23 protein-coding genes and 3 tRNA genes are annotated in these 22,851 nt (G+C 54.8%); 21 read left to right on the top strand and 5 right to left on the bottom strand.

Annotated elements, in window-relative coordinates; all coding sequences use genetic code 11:
• The first annotated feature begins 480 nt into the window (after window positions 1–480).
• The 5 genes from FLZ89_RS07640 to FLZ89_RS07660 all read left to right on the top strand — a co-directional run bounded on the left by FLZ89_RS07640 (window position 481) and on the right by FLZ89_RS07660 (window position 7,317).
• Complete coding sequence (locus FLZ89_RS07640; RefSeq protein ID WP_141263203.1) at window positions 481–2,256, top strand: L-lactate permease; 1,776 nt, start codon at window positions 481–483, stop codon at window positions 2,254–2,256.
• Window positions 2,257–2,469: 213 nt separating this feature from the next.
• Complete coding sequence (locus FLZ89_RS07645) at window positions 2,470–3,825, top strand: (Fe-S)-binding protein (protein ID WP_253256432.1); 1,356 nt, start codon at window positions 2,470–2,472, stop codon at window positions 3,823–3,825.
• Window positions 3,826–3,855: 30 nt separating this feature from the next.
• Window positions 3,856–4,419: a LutC/YkgG family protein gene (locus tag FLZ89_RS07650; RefSeq protein WP_141304738.1), complete on the top strand. Its 564-nt coding sequence runs from the start codon at window positions 3,856–3,858 to the stop codon at window positions 4,417–4,419.
• Entirely contained in the window at window positions 4,409–6,574 is a 2,166-nt protein-coding gene (gene ldhH, locus FLZ89_RS07655) for an L-lactate dehydrogenase (quinone) large subunit LdhH (RefSeq protein ID WP_141304739.1), read from the top strand. Before FLZ89_RS07650 ends, ldhH begins: the two co-directional genes overlap by 11 nt.
• 41 nt (window positions 6,575–6,615) lie before the next feature.
• Entirely contained in the window at window positions 6,616–7,317 is a 702-nt protein-coding gene (locus tag FLZ89_RS07660) for a FadR/GntR family transcriptional regulator (protein WP_141263197.1), read from the top strand.
• A gap of 70 nt (window positions 7,318–7,387) precedes the next feature.
• On the opposite strand, the gene FLZ89_RS07665 is transcribed toward FLZ89_RS07660, so the two are convergent.
• The 5 genes from FLZ89_RS07665 to FLZ89_RS07685 all read right to left on the bottom strand — a co-directional run bounded on the left by FLZ89_RS07665 (window position 7,388) and on the right by FLZ89_RS07685 (window position 8,341).
• Window positions 7,388–7,672: a DUF2442 domain-containing protein gene (locus FLZ89_RS07665; protein WP_141263195.1), complete on the bottom strand. Its 285-nt coding sequence runs from the start codon at window positions 7,670–7,672 to the stop codon at window positions 7,388–7,390.
• A 13-nt stretch (window positions 7,673–7,685) separates the two neighbouring features.
• Entirely contained in the window at window positions 7,686–7,946 is a 261-nt protein-coding gene (locus FLZ89_RS07670; protein ID WP_141263193.1) for a DUF4160 domain-containing protein, read from the bottom strand.
• A gap of 155 nt (window positions 7,947–8,101) precedes the next feature.
• Window positions 8,102–8,178: transfer RNA gene (locus FLZ89_RS07675), tRNA-Asp, on the bottom strand.
• A gap of 5 nt (window positions 8,179–8,183) precedes the next feature.
• Window positions 8,184–8,258 (bottom strand) — tRNA-Glu (locus tag FLZ89_RS07680).
• A gap of 7 nt (window positions 8,259–8,265) precedes the next feature.
• Window positions 8,266–8,341: transfer RNA gene (locus FLZ89_RS07685), tRNA-Lys, on the bottom strand.
• A gap of 268 nt (window positions 8,342–8,609) precedes the next feature.
• On the opposite strand from FLZ89_RS07685, the gene FLZ89_RS07690 reads away from it, so the two are divergent.
• The 16 genes from FLZ89_RS07690 to FLZ89_RS07765 all read left to right on the top strand — a co-directional run bounded on the left by FLZ89_RS07690 (window position 8,610) and on the right by FLZ89_RS07765 (window position 22,843).
• Window positions 8,610–9,425: a DeoR/GlpR family DNA-binding transcription regulator gene (locus FLZ89_RS07690; RefSeq protein ID WP_172613500.1), complete on the top strand. Its 816-nt coding sequence runs from the start codon at window positions 8,610–8,612 to the stop codon at window positions 9,423–9,425.
• Between the two features lie 57 nt (window positions 9,426–9,482).
• Window positions 9,483–10,997 carry a sugar ABC transporter ATP-binding protein gene (locus tag FLZ89_RS07695; RefSeq protein WP_141263189.1) on the top strand — a complete coding sequence of 505 codons (1,515 nt, stop codon included), beginning with the start codon at window positions 9,483–9,485 and terminating at the stop codon, window positions 10,995–10,997.
• Between the two features lie 35 nt (window positions 10,998–11,032).
• Window positions 11,033–12,031 (top strand): ABC transporter permease, encoded by a 999-nt coding sequence (locus tag FLZ89_RS07700; RefSeq protein WP_141263187.1) that lies wholly within the window; start codon window positions 11,033–11,035, stop codon window positions 12,029–12,031.
• A 125-nt stretch (window positions 12,032–12,156) separates the two neighbouring features.
• On the top strand, window positions 12,157–13,056 hold the full coding sequence (locus tag FLZ89_RS07705) for an ABC transporter permease (protein WP_256369503.1): 900 nt from the start codon (window positions 12,157–12,159) through the stop codon (window positions 13,054–13,056).
• A 122-nt stretch (window positions 13,057–13,178) separates the two neighbouring features.
• Window positions 13,179–14,216 (top strand): autoinducer 2 ABC transporter substrate-binding protein, encoded by a 1,038-nt coding sequence (locus FLZ89_RS07710; RefSeq protein ID WP_141304740.1) that lies wholly within the window; start codon window positions 13,179–13,181, stop codon window positions 14,214–14,216.
• 76 nt (window positions 14,217–14,292) lie between these two features.
• On the top strand, window positions 14,293–15,267 hold the full coding sequence (locus tag FLZ89_RS07715) for a sugar phosphate isomerase/epimerase family protein (protein ID WP_141263185.1): 975 nt from the start codon (window positions 14,293–14,295) through the stop codon (window positions 15,265–15,267).
• 35 nt (window positions 15,268–15,302) lie between these two features.
• On the top strand, window positions 15,303–16,097 hold the full coding sequence (locus FLZ89_RS07720; RefSeq protein WP_141263184.1) for a class II aldolase/adducin family protein: 795 nt from the start codon (window positions 15,303–15,305) through the stop codon (window positions 16,095–16,097).
• A gap of 77 nt (window positions 16,098–16,174) precedes the next feature.
• Complete coding sequence (locus FLZ89_RS07725) at window positions 16,175–16,447, top strand: BMC domain-containing protein (RefSeq protein ID WP_141263183.1); 273 nt, start codon at window positions 16,175–16,177, stop codon at window positions 16,445–16,447.
• Window positions 16,448–16,507: 60 nt separating this feature from the next.
• Window positions 16,508–16,804 carry a BMC domain-containing protein gene (locus tag FLZ89_RS07730; protein ID WP_141263182.1) on the top strand — a complete coding sequence of 99 codons (297 nt, stop codon included), beginning with the start codon at window positions 16,508–16,510 and terminating at the stop codon, window positions 16,802–16,804.
• 1 nt (window position 16,805) lies between these two features.
• Window positions 16,806–17,078, top strand: a complete 273-nt coding sequence (locus tag FLZ89_RS07735) for a BMC domain-containing protein (protein ID WP_141263181.1) — start codon at window positions 16,806–16,808, stop codon at window positions 17,076–17,078.
• Window positions 17,079–17,091: 13 nt separating this feature from the next.
• Entirely contained in the window at window positions 17,092–18,564 is a 1,473-nt protein-coding gene (locus tag FLZ89_RS07740) for an aldehyde dehydrogenase family protein (protein ID WP_141263180.1), read from the top strand.
• A 43-nt stretch (window positions 18,565–18,607) separates the two neighbouring features.
• Window positions 18,608–19,972, top strand: coding sequence for a 4Fe-4S dicluster domain-containing protein (locus FLZ89_RS07745; protein WP_216363860.1), 1,365 nt, complete (start codon window positions 18,608–18,610; stop codon window positions 19,970–19,972).
• 28 nt (window positions 19,973–20,000) lie between these two features.
• Window positions 20,001–20,546, top strand: coding sequence for a BMC domain-containing protein (locus FLZ89_RS07750; protein WP_141263177.1), 546 nt, complete (start codon window positions 20,001–20,003; stop codon window positions 20,544–20,546).
• 27 nt (window positions 20,547–20,573) lie between these two features.
• Window positions 20,574–21,257 (top strand): phosphate propanoyltransferase, encoded by a 684-nt coding sequence (pduL, locus tag FLZ89_RS07755; RefSeq protein WP_141263176.1) that lies wholly within the window; start codon window positions 20,574–20,576, stop codon window positions 21,255–21,257.
• A 4-nt stretch (window positions 21,258–21,261) separates the two neighbouring features.
• Window positions 21,262–21,540 (top strand): EutN/CcmL family microcompartment protein, encoded by a 279-nt coding sequence (locus tag FLZ89_RS07760; RefSeq protein WP_141263175.1) that lies wholly within the window; start codon window positions 21,262–21,264, stop codon window positions 21,538–21,540.
• A gap of 97 nt (window positions 21,541–21,637) precedes the next feature.
• Window positions 21,638–22,843: an acetate/propionate family kinase gene (locus FLZ89_RS07765; protein WP_141263174.1), complete on the top strand. Its 1,206-nt coding sequence runs from the start codon at window positions 21,638–21,640 to the stop codon at window positions 22,841–22,843.
• Window positions 22,844–22,851: the final 8 nt, after the last annotated feature.

Below are 22,851 nucleotides of genomic sequence, written 5' to 3' on the forward strand. Positions count from 1 at the left end.
CCAGGGCCTCATGAGCTTAACCGAACGCTATCTCAGTCTTCGTCAAGCTTGGTGAACCGCCGGATGCGGACCCGCATGTCCGGTGGTGTGAGGGGACGGGGGCTAGCCGCCCCCTCCTACTCGATTTTGCTTTAGGCAACCCGGAGAAGGTTTTTACATGGCGAAACCAGATTGAATGAAAAAATTAACGGATCTTTTTTAATTAAGGGTAATAGATGTTTGTGAAAAGGATGGCATGCATTAAATATATCAGGTATTGAAATTGCCGCAAAAATGGTTTAACATAAAAATTGCCTGACAGCCATGCCGGAGAGGGGAACGCCGCCGCGATGAAGCAGGACAGGCAGCGTGAGCCTTGCTCTGGCCTGGGATTTTAATTAGGGAAGGGGGGTATTCGCGCTTAGCAAGTAACTGGTCTGATCGCCTGAATGTCATAACAGTATATTCGGAATTTAATGATGGCAAGGAGGCGCTGAAATAATGCCCTGGACCCAAGTCTATGATCCGGCCAACAATCTTGCTGTATCAGCCTTGCTGGCTGCTATCCCCATTATTTTCCTTTTTTATGCCCTGGCCGTTCGAAAAATGAAAGGACATATTGCCGCTTTTCTGACGGTGGTGGCGGCTATTGCTGTCGCTGTTTTCGGCTACCGCATGCCGGCCGACCTGGCCATTCTTTCTTTTGTTAACGGTGGACTGTACGGTCTGTTTCCCATTGGCTGGATTGTAGTGGCCGCCGTCTTTTTGTACCAGATAACTGTAAAAACGGGGCAGTTTGAAATTATCAAGGATTCTATTGCCGGTATTACTGAAGACCGGCGCCTGCAGGCATTGCTGATTGCTTTTTCCTTTGGTGCTTTCCTTGAAGGTTCGGCTGGTTTTGGCGCTCCGGTGGCCATTACCGCTGCTATGCTGGCAGGCCTGGGCTTCAACCCCGTTTATGCCGCCAGTATTTGCCTGCTGGCCAACACGGCGCCGGTGGCCTTCGGTGCTATTGGCGTTCCTGTGCTCACCCTCGGCCAGGTGGCAGGGATTGATTCCATGCTCCTTAGCAAAATGATCGGCCGCCAGTTGCCTTTCCTCTCTGTCCTGTTGCCTTTCTGGCTGGTGGCAATCATGTCGGGCTGGAAAGGTGTCAAAGAGACGTGGCCGGCTTGTCTTGTAAGCGGCGGTTCTTTTGCCGTCAGTCAGTGGTTTTCCTCCAACTATTTAAGTCCCATGCTGCCCGATATTATCTCCGCTCTCTTTTCTCTAATCTGCCTGATATTGTTTCTGCGCGTCTGGCAACCCGGACATATCTGGCGTTTCCCCAACGAGACTGCCTCAAAGGGGCCCCGATCCCACCATGCGCCCGGCACTATTCTGAAGGCGTGGACGCCTTTTATCATCCTCACGTTGATGGTAGCTGACTGGGGTATCGGTCCGGTAAAGGCTGTACTAGATCTGGTTACTATCAAATTCGCCATACCTGGCCTGCATCAGGCCATTATCAAGGTCGGTACTTCCGAACCCATGAACGCTATCTTTACCTTTAACTGGCTTGCTGCCCCGGGTACAGGGATCCTGATTGCTGCTTTCATATCGATGCTGATTCTAGATATGCGCTTTAGCGACTGGCTGCGCCTCTTCGGCGAGACTTTACATGATCTGCGCTATGCTGTCCTTACGATATTTTTAGTTCTGGGCTTTGCTTATACAGCAAACTATTCCGGGATGAGTACCACTCTGGGACAGGCCCTGACAGTTACCGGCAAGGCTTTTCCTTTTGTAGCACCCTTTCTGGGTTGGCTGGGTGTCTTCATTACGGGTAGCGATACGTCCGCCAATGCCCTTTTCGGTAAATTGCAGTATATTACCGCCCAAAATATCGGCGTCGATCCGGTGCTGACGGTAGCTGCCAACTCCTCCGGCGGTGTCACTGGAAAAATGATCTCCCCTCAGAGCATCGCTGTTGCCACGGCGGCTACCGGTCAGGTGGGTCAGGAGGGTGAGCTCTTCCGTTTCGCTATCGTACCCAGCATCTTGATGACAGTTTTTATCAGCGTCATAACAACCCTTCAGGCCTATTTCTTTACATGGATGATCCCGGCCCACGGCGACCTGGCTCAGCCGGTTGTTAACACCGCCATGGTCAGCCTGTCCGACGGGTTATGGATCCTTGCCGGAACACTGATCGTTATTGCCATCTTAGCGGTTATTGTTACTGCCAGCAACCGCCGTGCCGGTCGGCGGGAAGTTTATACGCCGGGCAAATAGGCTGTAGGAGATGATAAAAGCCCCGCCGGCCGGGGCTTTTTTAATGAGCGCTGCAGTCCATTAAGTCCTCGTGAAATAGCGGGGGCTATTCTGCGAAATAATTATTGAATTGCCGTAAAAAAATGTTATAATAGAACCACCAGGTGGTCAGGCCGGACAAAATTGTCTGATCATTGAAGCGGTTATCCGGCGGCGCAAGCAGGCCGTGCCTCTGTGGAGGCGTTAATTCAGAGAAAGCTGGTAGGCCCCTTGCCGGCAAAGGAGCGAACTGCCGTGAGTCTTTTCGATGATTTAGCTCTGGTAGAAGAGGAAATGGCTAGATGCATGAAGTGCGGCAACTGCCAGGCGGTCTGCCCGCTATATAAAGAAACCCTGGAGGAAACGGCGGTAGCCCGGGGTAAGATCCAGCTGGCCTATGCCTACCTGAAGGGCGAGATCCCGGCCACCAACATCCTGGCGGAAAAGCTGCTTTTTTGTCTCACCTGCATGGCCTGCGTCGCCAATTGCCCCAGCGGTGTCCGGGTCGATAAGGTAGTCCTGGCTGCCCGGGCGGCCATGGTGCGGGAAAAAGGCCTGCCCTGGGTAAAAAAAATAATCTTCCAGGGCTTGAAGCGTCCTTGGCTCTTTGACACGGCCCTCAAAACCGGCCGCAGTCTCCAGCCCCTGGCCCTGCGTTACCGGCCGGAAATCCAGCGCTGTCACCCCCGCTTCCCCATCGGGCTGGAACTGCGGCGGGTACTGCCGCCCCTGGCTAAAAGGACTCTGAAAGAAGAGTTCCCCGAGGTAATCCGCCCGGTAAAACCCCGGGCCCGGGCGGCCTTTTTCACCGGTTGCCTGGAAAATTATATCTATACCGACATCGGCCGGGCGGTGGTCAACGTCCTGCTGGTCAATGATATCGAGGTTATAATCCCCCGGGACCAGCACTGCTGTGGTATCCCGGTCCTGGTACACGGCGACGTCCCGACGGTCAGGGAAATGGCCGCTTCCAACCTGCAGATTTTCCAGCGTTACAACTTTGACTACCTGGTGGTGGCCTGCGCCACCTGCGGCGAGGCCTGGAAGCATTTTTACCCGCAGCTTCTTGCGAACAGCTTCCAGGGAGCGGCGGCCCGGGTCACGGCCGCCAGGGCCCGGGATATCAACGAACTGCTGCTGGAGATTGATTACCGCCGGCCGGCCGCCGGCCTGCCCCTCAAGGTGACCTACCATGATCCCTGTCACCTGGTGCGCGGCCAGGGTATTAGCAATGAACCGCGGCAGGTTTTGCGCTCCATTCCCGGCCTGGAGTTCCAGGAAATGAAAAATGCCGGCCGCTGCTGCGGCGGCGCCGGTTCCTTCAGCCTGACCAACTACAACATATCCATGCAGGTCCAGGCCCACAAGGTGGCGGCCATTAAGGCCACCGGGGCTGATACGGTGGTTACCGGCTGCCCGGCCTGCCGTATGCAGCTGGAAGACGGCCTGGCCCAGGCGGGGTTTTCGCCGCGGGTCCTCCACGTCGTCCAGCTCCTGGAGCAGGCCTATGCCAGGAGTGAAGTGAGAAGTGAGAGGCGAGAGGTGGGATAAAGAATATCTAATCACGGGGAGGGTTTATTCTTGAACCAAGATGATTTAATTGCTTTCTTTACCCGCCAGGCTGAGGTCATGGGGGCGCAGGTCATACCCGTGGAAGGCGAGGGGGGGATCGGGCCGAAATTGGTCGAGGCTTTACAGCCCTTTGGGAACAGGGTAGCCCTGGTAGAGTCTTCTATGTGCAGGGAAGCGGGGCTGGAGGCGGCCCTGGCAGCAGCCGGCTTCGGCATTGAGAAGGAAGGCGCCGATTTTGCCCGCCAGGCCGATACTGGTATTGTTGAGTTTGATTATGGCATTGCCGAGACGGGAACCCTGGCCATGGACGCCACTGACCTGAAAACACGCCTGGCGACCATGCTGCCCCTGACCTGCGTGGCTTTGCTGCGGGCGGAGCGAATCCGGGCCGGTTTGACCGAGGTAATCGACGCCTATTTGGAGCGGGGGAACTGGCCGGGGTATTTCACCCTGGTCACGGGTCCCAGCCGTACGGCCGACATTGAACGCAGCCTGACCATTGGCGTTCACGGCCCGGAAAGGCTGCTGATTATCCTGGTGAGGAATAACGGAGGTGGCCGCCATGGCCGGTAAAGAATTCAGGGAGCGTATACGTCAGGCATTGAACAATGCCAGCCTGCGCGGGGCGCTGGGGCGTTTTGCCGACTCTTACATCGTTTCCCGGGAACAGGTCTATGCCGGCCGGGATTTTGAATCCTTAAGGCAGAGGATTGCCGCTATCAAGGCCGATGCCGCCGGACGTTACGAGGAACTGGCCGACCGGTTCACCCGGGCGGTGGAGGCCCGTGGCGGCAAGGTATTCCGCGCTAAGGACGCCGCGGCCGCCAGGGAATATATCTACCAGGTGGCTAGAGAACACGGCGTTACCGATATCGTCAAATCCAAGTCCTTTGCTTCGGAAGAGATCCACCTGAACGAATTCCTTCAGGAGCGGGGCATCAACCCCCATGAGACCGACCTGGCCGAGTGGATACTGCAGCTCATGCCGGGAGAAAGGCCTTCCCACATGGTCATGCCGGCCATTCACCTGCCCAAAGAAGAGGTGGCCCGGGTCTTCAGCCGTTACCTGGGTGAACCGGTGGAACCGGATATTAAAAACCTGGTCCGCATCGCCCGCCGGGAGCTGAGGAAAAAGTTTCTTACCGCCGGCATGGGCATCAGCGGCGCCAACATTGCTGTGGCTGAAACGGGGACCATTGTCATCTGCACCAATGAGGGCAACGCCCGCCTGGCTACGACTGTACCGCCGGTCCACGTGGCCATTGTCGGCTACGAGAAGCTGGTGCCGGAGCTCAAAGATATCGTTCCTATCCTTGAGGCCCTGCCCCGCAGCGGTACGGCCCAGCCCATTACCAGCTATGTGACCATGATTACCGGTCCGGTCCCGGCCTGGCAGGGCGAAGGTGAGGGGATTAAGGAGCTGCACGTCGTTCTCCTGGACAACGGCCGTACCCGGATGGCCGCCGACCCGGTCTTCAAGGAAGCCCTGCAGTGCATCCGCTGTGCCTCCTGCACCAACGTCTGCCCTGTCTTCCAGCTGGTCAGCGGCCAGGTCTACGGCTATATTTACAGCGGTGGCATCGGCAGCATCCTGACGGCCTTCTTTAACTCCCTGGAAGACGCCGCCGACCCCCAGAGCCTGTGCATCGGCTGCCGGCGTTGCGCCGAGGTCTGCCCGGCAAAGATTAATATCCCCGATCTGGTGTTGAAGCTGCGGGAGCGGGTCGTCACGAAGCAGGGCCTCTCCAGCGGGTACCGCATTGCCCTCCACGGGGTGGTGGCTAGGCCGAAGCTCATGCACACCCTGCTGCGGACCGCTGCTCGTCTTCAGGGCCCGGTGACCCATGGCCGGCCCCTCATCCGGCACCTGCCCCTCTTCTTCAGCAGTCTCACGGAAGGGCGCAGCCTGCCGGCCATTGCCCGGGTGCCCCTGCGTGACCGGGTGAAGGTTCTGGAACGGCCCTTGAGCCGGCCCCGCCTGCGAGCTGCCTTTTACAGCGGCTGCGTCATTGACTTCGTCTACCCGGAGATCGGTGAGGCCGTTTATAAGGTGCTGGGGCGGGAAGGGGTGCAGGTAGTGTTCCCCCAGGAGCAGGCCTGCTGCGGCGCCCCAGCAGCTTACGCCGGCGACCGGGAGACGGCAGTTAAACTGGCTAAACAGAATATCGCCGCCCTGGAAGGCGCCAGTGCCGGGGTTATCGTTACCGCCTGTCCCACCTGCGCCGTGGCCCTGAAAAAGGACTTCCCCGAGCTCCTGGCCGGAGACCCGGCCTGGGAAGCGCGGGCCCGGATTCTAGCTGCAAAGGTCAAGGATTTTACCGAACTCGTCCATGAACTGACACGGGATCGCCAGGGACCTTCCGGCCAGCCGCTTAAAGAAAGCGGGCGGGCCCTTAAAGTCACCTACCACGATTCCTGCCACTTCAAGCGGCACCTGGGCCTGGACCGGGTGGCGCGGGAGGTGTTAAAAGGCCGGCCAGAGGTAGAACTGGTTGAGATGCAGGAAAGCGACCGCTGCTGCGGCTTTGGCGGCTCCTACAGCATCAAATACCCGGAAATCAGCAGGCCAATCCTGGCGCGCAAGCTAAAAAATATTGCGGCGAGCGGGGCGGAATTGGTGGCGGTGGACTGCCCGGGATGCGTCCTCCAGCTCCGCGGCGGCCTGGACCAGATGGGTAGCGCTGTTCAAGTAAAGCATACGGCCGAGATACTTGCGAAAGAAGATTGAAAAACCGTAAAAAGGGCTGTGGTGATATTGTGAGGACAGAGGTGGACCTGAGGCCTATCCGCCCTAAAAAAATATATGAAGAAATTGTTCGGCAGATCAAGGACCTTATTGGTGAGGGCAACCTGAAACCCGGGGACCGCCTGCCTCCGGAGCGGGAACTGTCCGAGCGCCTGGGTGTCAGCCGCGCCTCCGTGCGGGAAGCCCTGAGCGCCCTGGCGGCCATGGGGGTTATCGACATCCGGCCGGGGGAGGGCACCTTTGTCCAGAATATCCGTCACGGGGCCATTGTAGAACCCCTGGCAATGGCCCTGCTTCTGGACCGCCAGGTAGCCATGGAACTTCTGGAGGCGCGCCAGGCCCTGGAAGGCGAGGCCGCGTATCTCGCGGCCCGCCGCGCCGGGCCGCAAGATTTAGAAAAAATGGCCGAGATTTTAAAGGAGATGGAGCGCGACCTGCAGAAGGGCACCCTGGGGGAAGAAGCCGACCTGCGCTTTCACCTGGCCATAGCCGAAGCGGCCCGCAATTCCGTCCTGGCCAGGCTCATGCATACGGTTTCCGACACCATGCGCCAGGCCCTGCGTACCAGCCGCCAGCGCCTCTATAACACCCCTGGCAACCAGGAACTTCTCTTTGAGCAGCACAAAGGCATTTACGAAGCCATCAAAGCCCACAACCCCCGTGCCGCCCGGAGGGCCATATGCCAGCACCTGCGTTTTGTCGAGCGAGAACTGCAAAAGGAATAGGAGAACTGCCGCCCGGACCTTCTTTAGCGGGATAATATGCATTAGACCCACCAGGGACATCCAGGTGGGTCTAATGAATCATATCGCCGGTTATATCTTCGGCATTATATAATGTCCAGGGATCAATGGTCAGGCAGTTTGTTTCATCCCTTTTTCCTGCTAAATCCCATGCCGCCGTATTATCCAGGATCGTTAAAGTGTTTTTAAAAACCTCTTTATCTCTTAAGGGTTCAAAAACTCCGTATAAAAGTTTTTTCATATCGTAACGGGTCACTTTGCCGTCCACGAACTGGCAGATAATGGCGTAATCCCTTTCTTTATCTGCATATACCTGGATCAACGCCGGTGGTATCATATTTATCACGCTCCTATCTGAGGGGATCGATTTTAAAGAGCTCTTTTTTATGATAAGCGTTATGCCAGTTATCCATTAACTCATCCTGGTGCAGTAGGGTCCAGGCTATGACCAAACTCGCCTGTTTTTTGGGCAGATGGCCTTTAATAATAACCGCCTTTTGAATATCGACAATAGCATGGTAATCCCCATATTCCACATGAAAATGAGGCGGTAAATGTTCGTCATAAAACATTGAAATCTTGATGCCATAGAACCAGCTAATTTGTACCATAGAAAACACCTTCCCGCATTGCCTGCAAACCCCGTCGGTGCATTCTCGAAAATTATTACAGTCTCATCATACCCTAAAAACTGCTTATACCTCTACATTTATTATACCATGCTATACGTAGCAAAAAAGCCCCTTCCCGGGGCTTCATTCTTTCCTGGCGGAGCCGACGGGAATTGAACCCGCGATCTCCGGCGTGACAGGCCGGCATGTTAGACCGCTACACTACGGCTCCTGGTTTGGTGACCCGTGGGGGAATCGAACCCCCGTTACGAGCGTGAAAGGCTCGTGTCTTAACCTCTTGACCAACGGGCCATATATCTGGTGAGCCATGGTGGACTCGAACCACCGACACCCTGATTAAAAGTCAGGTGCTCTACCGTCTGAGCTAATGGCCCACAGGTCAGTATATTACATGCTTATTTCAGTCCTGTCAAGAGGGAAATATTTGCTTGATTATTATTAATAGCCATGATTTTCACCTTAGTATTGTGAAGCAAGTATGGCGATAGAATTATTTTTTGGGAAAACACAGGATACAAATTTGTAAACCCAAATTTTAAACAAAAAAATTTGCGCAACCAGAAGGAATTTCTGGGTATATGGCGAATTAATTAAGCAAATCAAAGATAACGATATTTGTTTTCGGAAGGGAGGGTTGAGGGCTTGCGGGCTGAAGACCGGCGGCGAGAAATTATCAGGCATTTGGATGACCAGGGTATCGTCAAAGTTACCGAACTCAGCAGTATTTTTCAAGTCACGGAAGAAACCATCCGCCGCGATTTGGAACGCCTGGAAAACGAAGGCTATTTGAAGCGTACCCACGGGGGCGCCGTAAAAATAGCCTCTAACCAGGAAGAAACCGCCTTCCATATCCGCAATATGCGCAATCGCTACGAAAAGCAGCTGATAGGCAGGAGGGCGGCTGAACTGGTCCAGCCCGGTGATGTTATCGCCGTTGACGCCAGCACCACCGCTCTGCAGTTTGTTCATTATCTTAAAGATAAAAAGGACCTGGTGATAATTACCCATGCCCTGAAAGTTGTTATGGCCCTCATGGGCAATCCCGATATAACGGTCATCTGCACCGGCGGCACCTTGCATTCGCGGACGTTGTCCTTTGTCGGACCTCTGGTTGAAAGCGCCTTGGCCAATTACAATATTAAGAAGGCGTTCATTTCTTGCAAGGGGGTAACCCTGGAGGAAGGCATTACTGAATCCACGGAGGTGCAGGCCAGGGTGAAAGCGGAGTTGCTGCGGGGAGCCAAGGAGATAATTCTTCTGGCAGATCATGATAAATTTGGCACGGCGGCCCTGGCCACGGTGGCGCCAGTAACGGCTGTACACAAATTGATTACTGATATGAGAACTCCTGAGGAGGAATTAGAAAAATTTCGCCAGGCCGGGGTGGAAGTGATTGTGGCCGGAGGGGCGAGCGACTCATCAGGAGAGCGATTAGCAGACAAGTTGTTAACCACATAAAGGGCTATAAAAAATAACCAGAGTATCCTGGCCGATCGGGGAAGGACGGAATTTTATATGAGTCGAAAGCCTTTTCTGCAAATGAGAAATATAAGCAAAACTTTTCCGGGTGTTCGAGCCCTGAACTCAGTTCAATTGGAAATATTGCCGGGTGAAGTTCATGCCCTGGTGGGTGAAAATGGTGCCGGCAAATCAACCCTGATAAAGATATTGGCTGGTGTGGAGCAACCCGATCCGGGAGCGGAAATTTTAATCGACGGGCATCCGGCGAACATCCGGCAGCCCATTGATGCCAATCAGCAAGGTATAGCTGTTATTTACCAGGATTTCAGTCTTTTTCCCAACCTTACGGTGGCGGAAAATATAAGTTTTGGCAAGGAAATCGGCCAGGGCAAGCGCTTTGTTAACTGGTCCGAGATTAAAGAAACAGCTACAAATGCCCTGGCTGAGCTAGGGGTTGAATTGGACCTTAATCTACAATTAGAAAGATTACCTGTAGCCAAACAGCAACTTGTAGCTATAGCCCGTGCCCTTGCCTTTAAAGCGAGATTTATTATTATGGATGAGCCCACCTCTTCCCTATCTCGCGGTGAGGTTGAGAACTTATTTAAAATCATCGGTACTTTAAAAGAGAAGGGAATCGCCATTCTTTTCGTTAGCCATAGATTACAGGAATTATTTACTATTGCCGAACGCTTTACTGTTTTGCGTGATGGTAAATATATTGGTACTTATCTTAAAGAAGAACTGGATGAAGAAAAACTCATTTCATTAATGGTGGGACGAAAGATAGAATTTATCAAGCAATCCAGAAACGAAACGGGATCGGTCCTGTTAGAAGTAAGGTCGTTAACCAAGAAGGGTAATTTTAAAGACATTTCTTTTACCTTGCACAAAGGAGAAATATTGGGACTTACCGGGCTGGTAGGCGCGGGGCGGACCGAAGTCGCCCAGGCCTTATTTGGACTTAATATTCCCGATAGCGGCGAAATTTTCTTAGAAGGCATTAAGGTTAATATACGCTCTCCGGAAGAAGCCATGCGTCTGGGTATTGCTTATATTCCTGAAGGCAGGCAGCGTGAAGGACTGGTATTAAGGCAATCAGTAGCCAATAATATTTCCCTGGCCATGCTCAAAAAAATGCGGGGCAAATTTGGCCTTTTGAATACCGGCCAAGAGAGAGAACTTGTAGGAGAGTATATGGAGGCTCTGGACGTAAGGCCCCGGCTACCCAATATGCTGGCGATGCAGCTTTCAGGTGGCAATCAACAAAAGGTAGTACTGGCCAAATGGCTGGCAACACGTCCTAAAATCTTAATTATTGACGAACCAACAAATGGTATAGATGTTGGTGCTAAAGCAGAAATTCATAAACTCCTGCGCCAGCTGGCATCACAGGGGATGGGTATCCTTATGATTTCTTCGGAACTACCTGAAATTTTAGCAGTAAGTGATCGTATTCTGGTAATGCGCCGCGGCCGGCTGGTGGGTGAGTTTGATATCGAGGAAGCCACCCAGGAAAAAATTATGAACAGGGCTTTTATGGGAATGCCGGGTCGGGTAACGGCTTAAACCTGTCTTTGGCGATCAAGGAGAAGGTGTAAAAAATGAAACAACGTACCAAATCAAAGGAACTATGGATTTTTATAATGCTGGTAGTTTTATCAGTTTTGATAAGTGCTCGCAGCAATGTTTTCCTGCGTCCGGATAACTTAATTGATTTGTTAAAAAACAATGCTGTCCTGGGCATTATGGCTTTGGGAATGACGCTGGTCATTATTACAGGGGGCATTGATTTATCCGTCGGCGCGGTGGTGGCTGTGCTAACGGTTTTGATCGGCAAATTTATGGTGACTTTTGGCGGCAACCTGCTGCTGACTTTTTTAGTTGCTGTTGCAGGCGGGGTTATCATTGGAATAATAAATGGTACTTTAATTGCCCGGGCTAATATTCCCGCCATTGTAGTTACCCTGGGCTCAATGAGCATTATAAATGGTCTTATGCTTTATTACACCAACGGTACCTGGATTAATGATATTCCCTCTTGGTTTATAGATTTCGGTAAAATCACCTTTTTTAAGTTTCCTGATGCCAGCGGCAATATGGTGGGAATCCCTATTCAGATAATAATTTTCCTGATAATGGTTTTGCTGACCTGGGCGTTATTAAAATATACCCTGATTGGCAGGGCGGTATATGCCGTGGGGGGTAATCCTGTCTCGGCCAAACGAGTGGGTATTAATATAGAACGCACTTTGATATTTGTATATGCCTATATGGGCTTCCTGGCCGGCGTGGCGGCAGTTGTCCATACATCTATTATGCGTCAGGTCGATCCCAATGCCTTTTTAGGATTTGAATTACAGGTAGTCGCGGCAGTGGTGGTCGGAGGGGCCAGCCTTGCGGGTGGCAACGGTTCTATCATTGGCACAGTCCTTGGCGTCTTATTTATGGCCGTTCTTAATAACGGCCTTATCCTGACCCATATCCCTACCTTCTGGCAAAAGATTATCGTTGGCCTGATCATCATCTTGGCCGTCAGCTTTGATGTAATCCAGAGGAAACGGATGGAAAAGAGCCTGCCTAGAGTGGATGTAGAATATTAAAGAGGGTGGAAACTTTGTCGAAAACTAGCAAAGAAATGATACTCCTGTATGTTTTTGCGGGCCTCTTTCTGTTAATGTCAGTAATCTCTCCCTCAAAGTTTTTGAGCCTGGGAAACCTCCAGTCCATGGCGACCCAGATGCCCGAATTAGGCCTGATAGCCCTGGGCATGATGGTGGTTATTATTACGGGCGGAATAGATCTTTCGATTACCTTTACTGCCGCCCTATCGGGAATAGTTGGAGCCCTGGTCCTGTCTTCCGGCTATAGTGCCGGGGTTGAGGGAACAGCAGTTCTATTTTTAATCGTGAGGGCCCTGCTGGCAACCCTGATCACCGCCTTAATCTGCGGCTTTGTAAACGGCTTCCTCGTATCATATGTTGGTGTTTCGCCTATCCTTGTCACCCTTGGAACTATGACGCTTTTTGAAGGGCTGAGTGTCTGGCTGACCAAAGGCGGCGCCATATCAGGGTTCCCGGAACAGTACCAGTGGATTGGCAATGGCTATTTGGGATTTATTCCCGTTCCAATTTTAATATTTATCGTCTTTGCTGTCTTGACCGGGATTCTACTGGAGCGGACGGCCTGGGGGAGAAGCGTTTATATGTTTGGCTGTAACTCAGTGGCTACCTATTTTTCAGGCATTAATACCAAAAAGGTGGTAATGCTTGTTTATCTCTATGCAGCAGTGATGGCTGCCATGGCCGCCATCATTATGACCTCCCGCTATAATTCCGCCAAGGTGGATTATGGTTCATCATATTTATTACAGAGCGTGGCCATTGTGGTCCTGGGTGGGACCGATATCGCTGGGGGCTATGGCAAGGTCGTGGGAACGGTTGTGGCAGCAGGTATAGTCCAGGTGCTCTCCAGCGGGTTGAATTTAATTGGTATTAATAGGTTTATAGTCGACGTTACTATGGGGGTTCTGCTAATTGCTGTATTGTTATTAAACTACTTTATTAGTAAAAGAAGACAGGGGAAGGAGGTAAAAATAGAGCAAAAAAAGACGAGTATTGCCACGTGAGAAGACAGGTAGGGGGATAAATACGATACTAAGGAGGTGAGATGGAAAAGAAAAGATATTAAGAAAGAATTTAACCATATCTCCCAAATTCATACTTTAGCAAAGGAGGTTGTCAGTTTTAAATGAAAAAGCTCATAGCGCTTCTATTATCAATGCTGTTAATAATTTCTTTAGCCGGTTGCGGAAGTAAACCATCCGAGACCCAGCAGCAACAAGGACAGCAGCAGACCACTCCAGCCAAAGATAAAAAATATAAAATTGTTGTCATGCCCAAACTGGTAGGCATACCCTATTTTAACGCTTCTGAGCAGGGCGCCAAGAAGGCCGGCCAGGATCTGGGCGTAGAGGTGATTTATACCGGCCCCACCAAGGCCGACGCCGCTGAACAGGTAAAAATGATTGAAGACCTTATCACCCAGGGTGTTGATGCCATTGCCGTGGCTCCCAACGACCCGGCTGCTTTAACCCCTGTGCTCAAGAAAGCAAAGGATAAAGGCATCCTGGTTGTCGACTGGGATACGCCGGCTGATAAGTCGGTGGTCGACCTATCCGTGCACCAGATTGATGACAAACAGTATGGTGAACATATCTGGGACCTGCTGGTCAAAAGCATGGGTACTGATAGCGCCGAATACGCCATTATCACCGGCGGTCTCTCCGCGGCTAATCTAAATAGCTGGATTAACTATGGCCTCGAGTATGCCAAAACCAAATATCCCAACCTGAAACTGGTTACCGATAAGATCCCGTCCGATGAAAAGCAGCAAGTGGCTTACCAGAAGGCTCTGGAGCTGATCAAGGCTTATCCCAACCTGAAAGGCATCATTGGTATCAGCACACCGGCTCCCATCGGTGCTGCCCAGGCGGTTCAGGAAAAAGGCTTGCAGGAAAAAGTCAGTGTTGTCGGGACCGCCCTGCCCAATGACTCCAAGACCTATTTGAAGGACGGGTCCCTGGATGTTGCGACTTTATGGGAACCGGCCAAACTGGGTTATCTTACGGTAGCATTAATTAAAGACATGCTGGATGGCAAGAAGCCTACCGACGGGCAGGAAGTGCCCAATGTAGGCAAGATTCAGGTCAAATCAGACGGCAAGACGGTCATTATGGGACCGCCTACCGATTTTACCAAAGACAACGTCGATCAATTCAACTTCTAAACGTTTAATTGGGGAGGGACAGGGGCCTGCCCCTCCCCTTTTAACTTGAACTAACGTGCAGGCAGGTGGGATAAGCATGGAAACTAAATTTTCCGCCGGCGTCTGGGCCTTTGACGGCTGCGGTGACCGCTTCCTGTTAAGCGGCTATCGCGACGGCAAACCCGTGGTGGAGCGCATCAAAGAGGCTGCCAGCATTCCCGGTTTGAGTGGCGTAGAGTTAAACTACCCGGCCGACGTAACCGATGCCAATCTGGATGAAGTCGAAGAGGCCCTGAAAGCTAACAACCTGCAGGCTTCTATTATTGGCGTGGATCACAGCGGGCAGCGCAAGTGGCAGTTTGGCAGCCTGGCAGCGGCCGATGCCAGTATCCGCGGGGAAGCCGTAACCCTGGCCCAACGCGGTATGGATGTGGCCGCCCGGCTGGGGGCGAATCAGGTCAATATCTGGCTGGGACAGGATGGTTTTGATTATTGTTTCCAGGTGGATTATTTAAAGGCCTGGCGCTGGCTGGTGGAGAGTTTAAAGGAGATAGCCGGTTATCGTAGCGATGTCCGGGTTTGCGTTGAGTACAAGCCTAAGGAGCCGCGGACTCATGCTTTCATTAATAACGCCGCCAAGGCCCTCCTGCTGGTCCAGGAGGTAGGGCTGGACAATATCGGGGTTACCATTGATGTCGGCCATTCCCTCAATGCCGGGGAAAATGTGGCTGAAGCCCTGGCGTTACTGGCCGGCCACGGCAAGATGTTCCACTTCCACTTCAATGACAACTACCGCAGCTGGGACGACGACCTGCTGGTGGGCTCGGTCCACCTGGTCGAATACATTGAACTCCTGTACTGGCTGCAAAAGGTGGGCTATGACGGCTGGTACTCCCTGGACGTCTTCCCCTACCGGGAGGACCCGGTCCAGGTATGCCGGGAGAGCATTGCTACGTTGAAAGGTATCTTAAACCTTATAGAGCGGCTGGGAATCAACAAACTGGATGAGCTAATCGCTAAAGGTGATGCCATAGCTACCTTGAGCTTTATCCGGCAGCACATTCTGCCCTGAAGGCATAGGTAGCTGGTAAGAGAGGAGATTTCATAGTGGCTTCCGAGTATCAAATCAGGCAGGACATTTGTGAAGTAGGCCGGCGTATTTATGCCAAAGGATTTGTTGCCTCCAATGACGGTAATATTAGCGTCCGCATCGGGGAAAATGAGGTTTTAACCACCCCTACCGGCGTGAGCAAGGGCTTTATGACGCCCGACATGATCATCAAGGTGGACCTGGAAGGGCGAAAAATAGCCGGCAATCTTAAACCTTCTTCAGAAATTAAAATGCACCTGGATGTTTACCGGCACCGGCCCGATGTGCGGGCGGTAGTTCACGCCCATCCGCCTGTGGCCACCGCCTTTGCCGTGGCCGGTATCCCCCTGGACAAGCCGGTACTGCCGGAAATCATCATCACCCTGGGGGCTGTCCCCATCGCCAAATACGGCACCCCGTCTACCGAAGAGATACCCCTGGCGGTCAGGGAGTACCTGGATAAATACGACGCCGTCCTGTTGGAAAACCACGGCGCCCTTACCATGGGGACGGACGTCTACAACGCCTTTTACAAGATGGAATCCATCGAACACTTTGCCAAGATCAGCCTGGCGGCCCGGCAGCTGGGCGGGGAACGCGTACTGCCCTGTGAGGAAGTAGAGAAGCTGCTGCAGATCCGGGAAAAGCTCGGCGTCAGCGGCCGTCACCCGGGATGCACGGGGTGCGGTGCCTGCAGCATATCCGGCCAGGTGGATAATGGGACGAGCGGCATCCCGGCAGAAGAGCTCCAGGAAATCATCAGCGCCGTAACCCGGCGCGTCCTGGCCTCCCTTAGGGATAGGAAACAGTAAAGGAGGGGCAGGGTAGCTCCGTCTTCCCTTAAGTCAAGTTAATTACAACCATTGCAACTCAATTTCGGAGGCACACCATGAACAATCAAGCCCTGGGTATAATCGAAGTGCGCGGCCTGGCCGCCGCCGTCGCCGCCGCGGACACGGCCGCCAAAACGGCGGCAGTCACCATCCTCGGCTACGAACCGACCAAAGGCAGCGGCCTGGTAGTATTAAAAATCAGCGGTGAAGTCAGTGCCGTCACGGCAGCCATCGAAGCCGCCAGGGAACAGGTTGCGGCCATAAGTACTGTTTTTGCCAGCCGGATTATTGCCCGGCCCCATGAAGAACTGGCGCGGTATTTAAGCTAAGAAACCCTCCAGGTAAAAACCCAGGAGAACCTTAGAAATTAAAGGAGGAAGAGTGAACCCATGAGCGCTTTAGGCCTCATCGAAACCAAAGGACTGGTCGCGGCCATTGAAGCGGCAGATGCCATGCTCAAAGCCGCCAGCGTCGAGCTGGTGGGAATGGAGAAGATCGGCTCGGGTCTTGTCACCGTCATGGTCAGCGGCGAAGTAGGTGCCGTCAAGGCCGCCACCGAAGCCGGCGGTGCTGCTGCTACCAGGCTCGGGGAAGTCATCGCCGTCCACGTCATCCCGCGGCCCCATAGCGACGTCGCCCGCATCCTGCCCGCTAAAAAAGACGCCTCTGCCAAGGGGGTAGATTAACATGAAAGACGGCGCCCTGGGGCTCATCGAAACCAAAGGACTGGTCGCGGCCATTGAAGCGGCAGATGCCATGCTCAAAGCCGCCGGCGTCGAGCTGGCCGGTATGGAGAAGATCGGCTCGGGTCTCGTCACCGTCATGGTCAAAGGTGATGTCGGAGCCGTCAAGGCCGCCACCGAAGCCGGAGCCGCTGCCGCCGGGAGACTCGGCGAGATTGTCGCCGTCCACGTCATCCCGCGGCCCCACACTGACCTCAGCACGATATTACCAGCCTGAGCGGTGAGCAGAAATGATCGACGAAACCACTATCGCCAGCATTGTCGCCGAAGTATTAAAAAACATCCAGCAGCAGTCCCGCAATGGGACAACAGCTACTACGGCAACAACGTGTAGCGGTGCCTGCCAGGCGCGGGCCGGCCAGGCCGCGGCCACTACCTCCCGCGGTGACAAAGGCGTATACAGCGACTTGAAGGCAGCTATCCGCGTTGCCAAAAGAGCGCAGCAAGAACTGGTAAAGTTAAGCCTCAAAACCAGGGGCGAGATCGTCGCCGCCATCCGCCGGGCGGCTATTGAAAACGTAGAAACAATTGCCCGGCTGGCCCACGAAGAAACCGGCTACGGCCGGGTAGAAGACAAGATCCAGAAAAAGCTCTATGCCGCCCGTCTAACCCCGGGCCTCGAGGATATAAAGACGGAAGCCATCAGCGGCGACAACGGCCTCATCCTGATTGAGCGGGCGCCCTTCGGCCTCATCGCCTCCATCGAGCCGGCCACCCATCCAGGCTCCTGCGTCATCAACCACGCCATCAGCATGGTCGCCGCCGGCAACAGCATAATCTTCCTGCCCCATCCCAAAGGGCTCAAGACCACCCAGTACCTGGTGCGCCTTTTCAACGCCGCCATCCAGGAAGCCGGCGGGCCGGAGGATTTATTAGTCGTTGGCGATAAAGTCAGCCTGGAAAACCTGGACCTGGTCCTAAGCCATCCCGATGTAGATCTGGTCGTCGCCACCGGCGGGCCGGAAGTAGTCAACCGCGCCTTAAGAAGCGGCAAAAAAGCCATTGCCGCCGGGCCAGGCAATCCCCCCGTAGTCGTCGACGAAACCGTCAAGGACCTGGACTATGCCGCCAGATGTATTGTCGACGGCGCCGCCTTTGACAACACCGTCCTCTGCATAGCCGAAAAGGTCATCATCGCCGTGGAAGCAATAGCCGATGAGCTCCTCTTCCACCTCCAGAGCCACGGCGCCTATCTCGTGCGGGATGAAGGGGATAAAGAAAAACTCATGCGCACCATCCTGCCCGACGGCAAGCGCTTCCACCCCGACCTTATCGGCCGGGACGCCACTGTTATTCTAAAGCAAGCCGGCATCGACGCACCGGAAAACACCAGGATCGCCCTCATGGAATGTCCCCCGGAGCATCCCCTGGTACAGGAAGAACAGCTGCTGCCGGTCCTGCCCCTGGTACGAGTGCCGGACTTCGACGCCGCCCTGGAACTGGCCGTGCAGGTGGAGCACGGCTTCAAACATACAGCCATCATCCACAGCCAGGACGTTAGCCGCATCACCGCTTACGCCCGCAAGCTCCGCACCGACATCCTGGTGGCCAACGCTTCCTCGGCTGCCGGTTTAAACATCGGCGGCGAAGGGCACTTCAGCCACACCATCGCCAGCCCCACAGGCGAGGGCATCTGCACACCCCGGACCTACACCCGGGAACAGCGGACGGTCATTGTCGGGGCGCTGCGGACGGTAGATTAGTAATTAAATGCAGTTATATTGTGAAATAAGGAACGAGAGCGGAGTGGATACCGCGTTGAAGGAAATGCCTGGCAGCGAACTAAACGCCATCATAAGTAAAATAGCATCTGCCGGCGTGGTCGGCGCTGGCGGGGGCGGTTTCCCCACCGCCTTTAAACTGAAGACCGGAACACCTATCCAGACCATTATCATTAACGGGGCCGAGTGCGAACCCTTACTTAAAGTCGACCAGGAACTCATGGCCCGCTACCCGGCGGAACTCCTGGCCACTTTAGCCACCCTTGTTCAGGCCACCGGCGCCCGAACAGGGGTTATAGCCCTCAAAGAAAAATACCGGGAGGCCCATGCTGCCCTGGCAGGAGAAATAAGCAATTACCCGGGGCTAAAGCTCCACCTCCTGCCGGACGTCTACCCCATGGGGGACGAGCACTTATTGACCTATAGCGTCACCGGCAAAATAATTCCGCCGGGAGGGTTACCATTACAGGCGGGAGCGGTAGTTTTAAACGTCGAGACTTTATATAATATCCACCAGGCTCTGAAAGGAAACCCTGTAACCCATAAGTACATCACCGTCACCGGCGCCGTCCGGAAGCCCATCACTGCCAGGGTACCGGTCGGCACCCCGGTGCGGGAACTCCTGGCCCTGGCCGGCGGCCCGGCTGTAGACCAATACCTGCTTATCGCCGGCGGCCCCTGCATGGGTAAGGTTACAAGCATTAATGCGCCGGTTACCAAAACTACCAAGGGCATAATTGTCCTGCCCCTGGACCACCCATTGGCTTTCGGTTACCAGCGGGATCTGAACCGGGAGCTAAGACTCGCCCTCAAGGTCTGCTGCCAGTGCCAGCAGTGCACGGACTTCTGCCCGCGGCACCTTTTAGGACATCCCCTGGAACCCCACCGGGTCATGCGCGCCGTTACCTATGGCCTGGCTGATATAACCCTGCCCCAGGCCCTGCTTTGCAGCGAATGCGGCCTCTGCGACCTTTACGCCTGCCCCTTCAACCTCTCCCCGCGGCAGGTCAACAGGAAAATAAAGGCCGAACTGCAGCAGAAGGGTTTCCGGCCCGGCCCCTATCCAACGGGTATTCCTTCCCCTTTCCGGGAAGGACGGCAGGTACCAACTCAACGCCTTATCACCCGTCTGGGCTTAAGAGAGTATTACGAACGCCCGGTAACTTTTCGGGAAGGAAACCTCACGGTTAACCAGGTCCACCTGCCCTTAAAGCAGAGCGCCGGGATCGCACCGGAGCCGGTAGTAAAGATAGGTGACCGGGTTTCAGCGGGGGACCTTTTAGCACGTATCAAGGACGATACCCCGGGCGCTAACCTCCATGCCAGCATCAATGGTACCATTACCGCTATCAATAGCAACATTGTCATCCAGGGAGGCGCCAACCCATAATGGGGCTCAATAATGGAGGTGGTGACTGATGGGTATCGCCGTCGGACTTATCGAACTTAAGAGCCTGGCGCGGGGGTTAATGGTTGCCGACAGCTGTCTTAAGGCCGCGCCGGTAGACCTGAAAATACGCACCATCTGCCCTGGTAAAAGCTTGATTATCTTAAACGGCGAGATCAGCGCCGTAACGAGCGCCGTAGAACATGGCGTCGCTACCGGCGGGGTAACGGTCGTCAATAGTTTAATCCTGGGTAACCTCCATCCCGGGGTCCTGCCGGCCCTGAGCGGGGTGGCCGCAGCAACCCCTAAAGGTGCCCTGGGAGTCCTCGAGACTTTCAGCGTCACGGCCGCCATCAAAGCCGCCGACACCGCCGCCAAGGCGGCCGTTGTCGAACTCCTGGACATCCGTCCGGCCTACGGGCTGGGGGGTAAAGGGGTGGTCATCCTGACCGGCAGCGTCGGCGCTGTCCAGGCCGCCGTAAACGCCGCTACACTTCCCCTCAAAGAAGAAGGGGAACTAGTGGATGCTGTTGTTATTCCGTCGCCCCACCCTAAAGTCTGGGAGCAACTGGAGTAAAATCCCACAGAACAAGGTGAGCGCTAAATGTCCAATGCTGCCTTTATCGAATTAATTACCAGGGAAGTCCTGGCCGAGCTAAAGGAACGCCGGGATAAAACTGCCGGGACCAGTACTGCAGCCCCTGCCACCCCGGCAGCCAAACGTGTTCCCGTGGCCGTATCAAATCGCCATGTTCACCTGGCCCAAAAGGAGATCGATATTCTTTTCGGCCCCGGCTATCAGCTCACCAAAAGGAACGACCTCTACCAGCCGGGAGAATTTGCCGCCAACGAAGTCGTCACCCTGGTAGGCCCGAAACTGCGCCCCCTGACCAACGTCCGCGTCCTGGGGCCGGTGCGTGACCGCACCCAGGTAGAGATCTCCCGCACCGATGCCATAACCTTAGGCATTCCGGCGCCGGTGCGCCGTTCCGGGGACCTGGCCGGCTCCGCCCCCATTACCCTGGTAGGACCGAAGGGGTCAGTTACTTTGCCCGAAGGGGCCATTATCGCCAACCGTCACATCCACATGAGTCCGGTCGAAGCGGAAAAGTGGGGGCTAAAAGACAACGACGAAGTCACAGTGCGTACCATTAAATCCGACCGGCCCACCATCTTCGGCGGCGTCCAGGTGCGGGTCAGCCCCAAATTCAAGCTCGTCATGCACATCGACACCGACGACGCCAATGCCGCCGGGCTCCAGTGCAACGACGAAGTGGAAATAAGGTGAGAAGATGCTCATTGCCGAAGTTACCGGGACGGTGGTCGCTACCCGGAAAAATGAAAGCCTTACCGGCAGCAAGCTCCTTCTCGTCCGGCCCCTTTATGGTGGCCGCCGGGGAGAAACCCTGGTGGCCGTGGATACCGTGGGTGCCGGCAGGGGGGAACTGGTGCTGGTAGCCACCGGTAGTGCCGCCCGCCTGGGCCTGGGTGTCCCCCAGGCCCCGGTGGACCTGGCTATCGTGGGCATTATCGATCAGGCAGAGGGGGACATCAAGGGGCTGCCGCGCTAGGTTGGCGCCGCCCTTATAATCTCCTCATCCGGTTACCGGTTTGAGCATCCCCCGAGAATGCTGGCAGGAGAAGATATAGAGGTGGGAGGGAGAACCGGTGCAAATTCTGGCCCTAAACTGCGGGGGGTCTTCGATTAAATATAAAGTTTTTTCCATGCCTGAAGAAAAACTATTGGTCCAGGGCGGCGTTGAACGCATCGGCAGTCAGGGAACTACTCTACGGCATCAAGATTTAACAGGCGAGGCGGCTGAGTGCCGGAAGCATTTACCCCGGGGTGACTATGGCGAAGCCCTGGAAGAAATCCTCAAGTTATTGCAGCCTTACCGGATTGATGCCGTCGGTCACCGGGTGGTTCACGGCGGTGCGAGCCTCAGGAGGCCGGCCCGGATTGATGCCGCTGTCCTGGCCACTTTAAAGGCCTGCTGCCAGCTGGCCCCCCTGCACAACCCGGCCAACGTTGCCGGTATCGAGGCCGTGGCGCGAATCCTGCCGGAAATACCCCAGGTGGCCGTCTGCGACAATACCTTTCACCTGACCCTGCCGCCCCGGGCCTATCTCTACGGCCTGCCCTATGAATATTACGAGCGTTACGGCCTGCGCCGTTACGGTTTCCACGGTATAACTTTCACCTATATGGTCCACCGCGCCGCGGCAATGCTGGGACGGCGTCTGCAGGAGCTAAAAATTGTGTCCCTCATGCTCGGCAGCGGCACTACGGCCAACGCCTGCTGCGGTGGGGAATCTATCGATGTCTCTACCGGCTTTACGCCCACCGAGGGGTTACTCCAGTCAACCCGCTGCGGCGATGTCGACCCTGGCGTCCTTGTTTATCTCCTGCGGCAGGAAGGCCTTGGCCCCGATGCCCTGGAGGAAGTAATCAACAAAAAAGGCGGCTGGCTGGGTATCTCCGGCATCAGCAACGATTACCGGGCGGTGGAAGAAGCCGCCCGTCAGGGGCATGAACGGGCCCGCCTGGCCCTGGAGGTCCTGGCCTACCGGGCGAAAAAATATGTTGGCGCCTATGCGGCGGCCATGGGCGGGATTGACGTCCTGATTTTTTCCGGTGGCATCGGCGAAAAGAGCAGCAGCCTGCGCCGGGAAATCTGCCGCGGCCTGGAGTTCCTGGGTATCAAGCTGGATGCTGAACGCAATGAAAATGAGAGCGGTGACCGCTTAATCTCCAGCCCGGAGGCCAAAGTCCAGGTCCTGGTGGTGCATACCGATGAAGAAGTAATGATCGCCCGGGAAACTGTAAAGGTATTGACCGGGAAAGAGCCCTCCGGGGCGTTTTGCCAGGGGTAATCCCCCGT

It is taken from the genome of Moorella sp. E306M (genome assembly GCF_006538385.1).
Classification (GTDB): domain Bacteria; phylum Bacillota; class DSM-521; order Neomoorellales; family Neomoorellaceae; genus Neomoorella.

Coding starts and splice junctions, on each gene's coding strand:
- pduL (WP_141263176.1), top strand. CDS start 20,574: ATGTCCAATGCTGCCTTTATCGAATTAATTACCAGGGAAGTCCTGGCC.
- FLZ89_RS07695 (WP_141263189.1), top strand. CDS start 9,483: ATGAGTCGAAAGCCTTTTCTGCAAATGAGAAATATAAGCAAAACTTTT.
- FLZ89_RS07705 (WP_256369503.1), top strand. CDS start 12,157: ATGGCGACCCAGATGCCCGAATTAGGCCTGATAGCCCTGGGCATGATG.
- FLZ89_RS07760 (WP_141263175.1), top strand. CDS start 21,262: ATGCTCATTGCCGAAGTTACCGGGACGGTGGTCGCTACCCGGAAAAAT.
- FLZ89_RS07700 (WP_141263187.1), top strand. CDS start 11,033: ATGAAACAACGTACCAAATCAAAGGAACTATGGATTTTTATAATGCTG.
- FLZ89_RS07715 (WP_141263185.1), top strand. CDS start 14,293: ATGGAAACTAAATTTTCCGCCGGCGTCTGGGCCTTTGACGGCTGCGGT.
- FLZ89_RS07725 (WP_141263183.1), top strand. CDS start 16,175: ATGAACAATCAAGCCCTGGGTATAATCGAAGTGCGCGGCCTGGCCGCC.
- FLZ89_RS07740 (WP_141263180.1), top strand. CDS start 17,092: ATGATCGACGAAACCACTATCGCCAGCATTGTCGCCGAAGTATTAAAA.
- FLZ89_RS07665 (WP_141263195.1), bottom strand. CDS start 7,672: ATGATACCACCGGCGTTGATCCAGGTATATGCAGATAAAGAAAGGGAT.
- FLZ89_RS07750 (WP_141263177.1), top strand. CDS start 20,001: ATGGGTATCGCCGTCGGACTTATCGAACTTAAGAGCCTGGCGCGGGGG.
- FLZ89_RS07730 (WP_141263182.1), top strand. CDS start 16,508: ATGAGCGCTTTAGGCCTCATCGAAACCAAAGGACTGGTCGCGGCCATT.
- ldhH (WP_141304739.1), top strand. CDS start 4,409: ATGGCCGGTAAAGAATTCAGGGAGCGTATACGTCAGGCATTGAACAAT.
- FLZ89_RS07670 (WP_141263193.1), bottom strand. CDS start 7,946: ATGGTACAAATTAGCTGGTTCTATGGCATCAAGATTTCAATGTTTTAT.
- FLZ89_RS07735 (WP_141263181.1), top strand. CDS start 16,806: ATGAAAGACGGCGCCCTGGGGCTCATCGAAACCAAAGGACTGGTCGCG.
- FLZ89_RS07640 (WP_141263203.1), top strand. CDS start 481: ATGCCCTGGACCCAAGTCTATGATCCGGCCAACAATCTTGCTGTATCA.
- FLZ89_RS07710 (WP_141304740.1), top strand. CDS start 13,179: ATGAAAAAGCTCATAGCGCTTCTATTATCAATGCTGTTAATAATTTCT.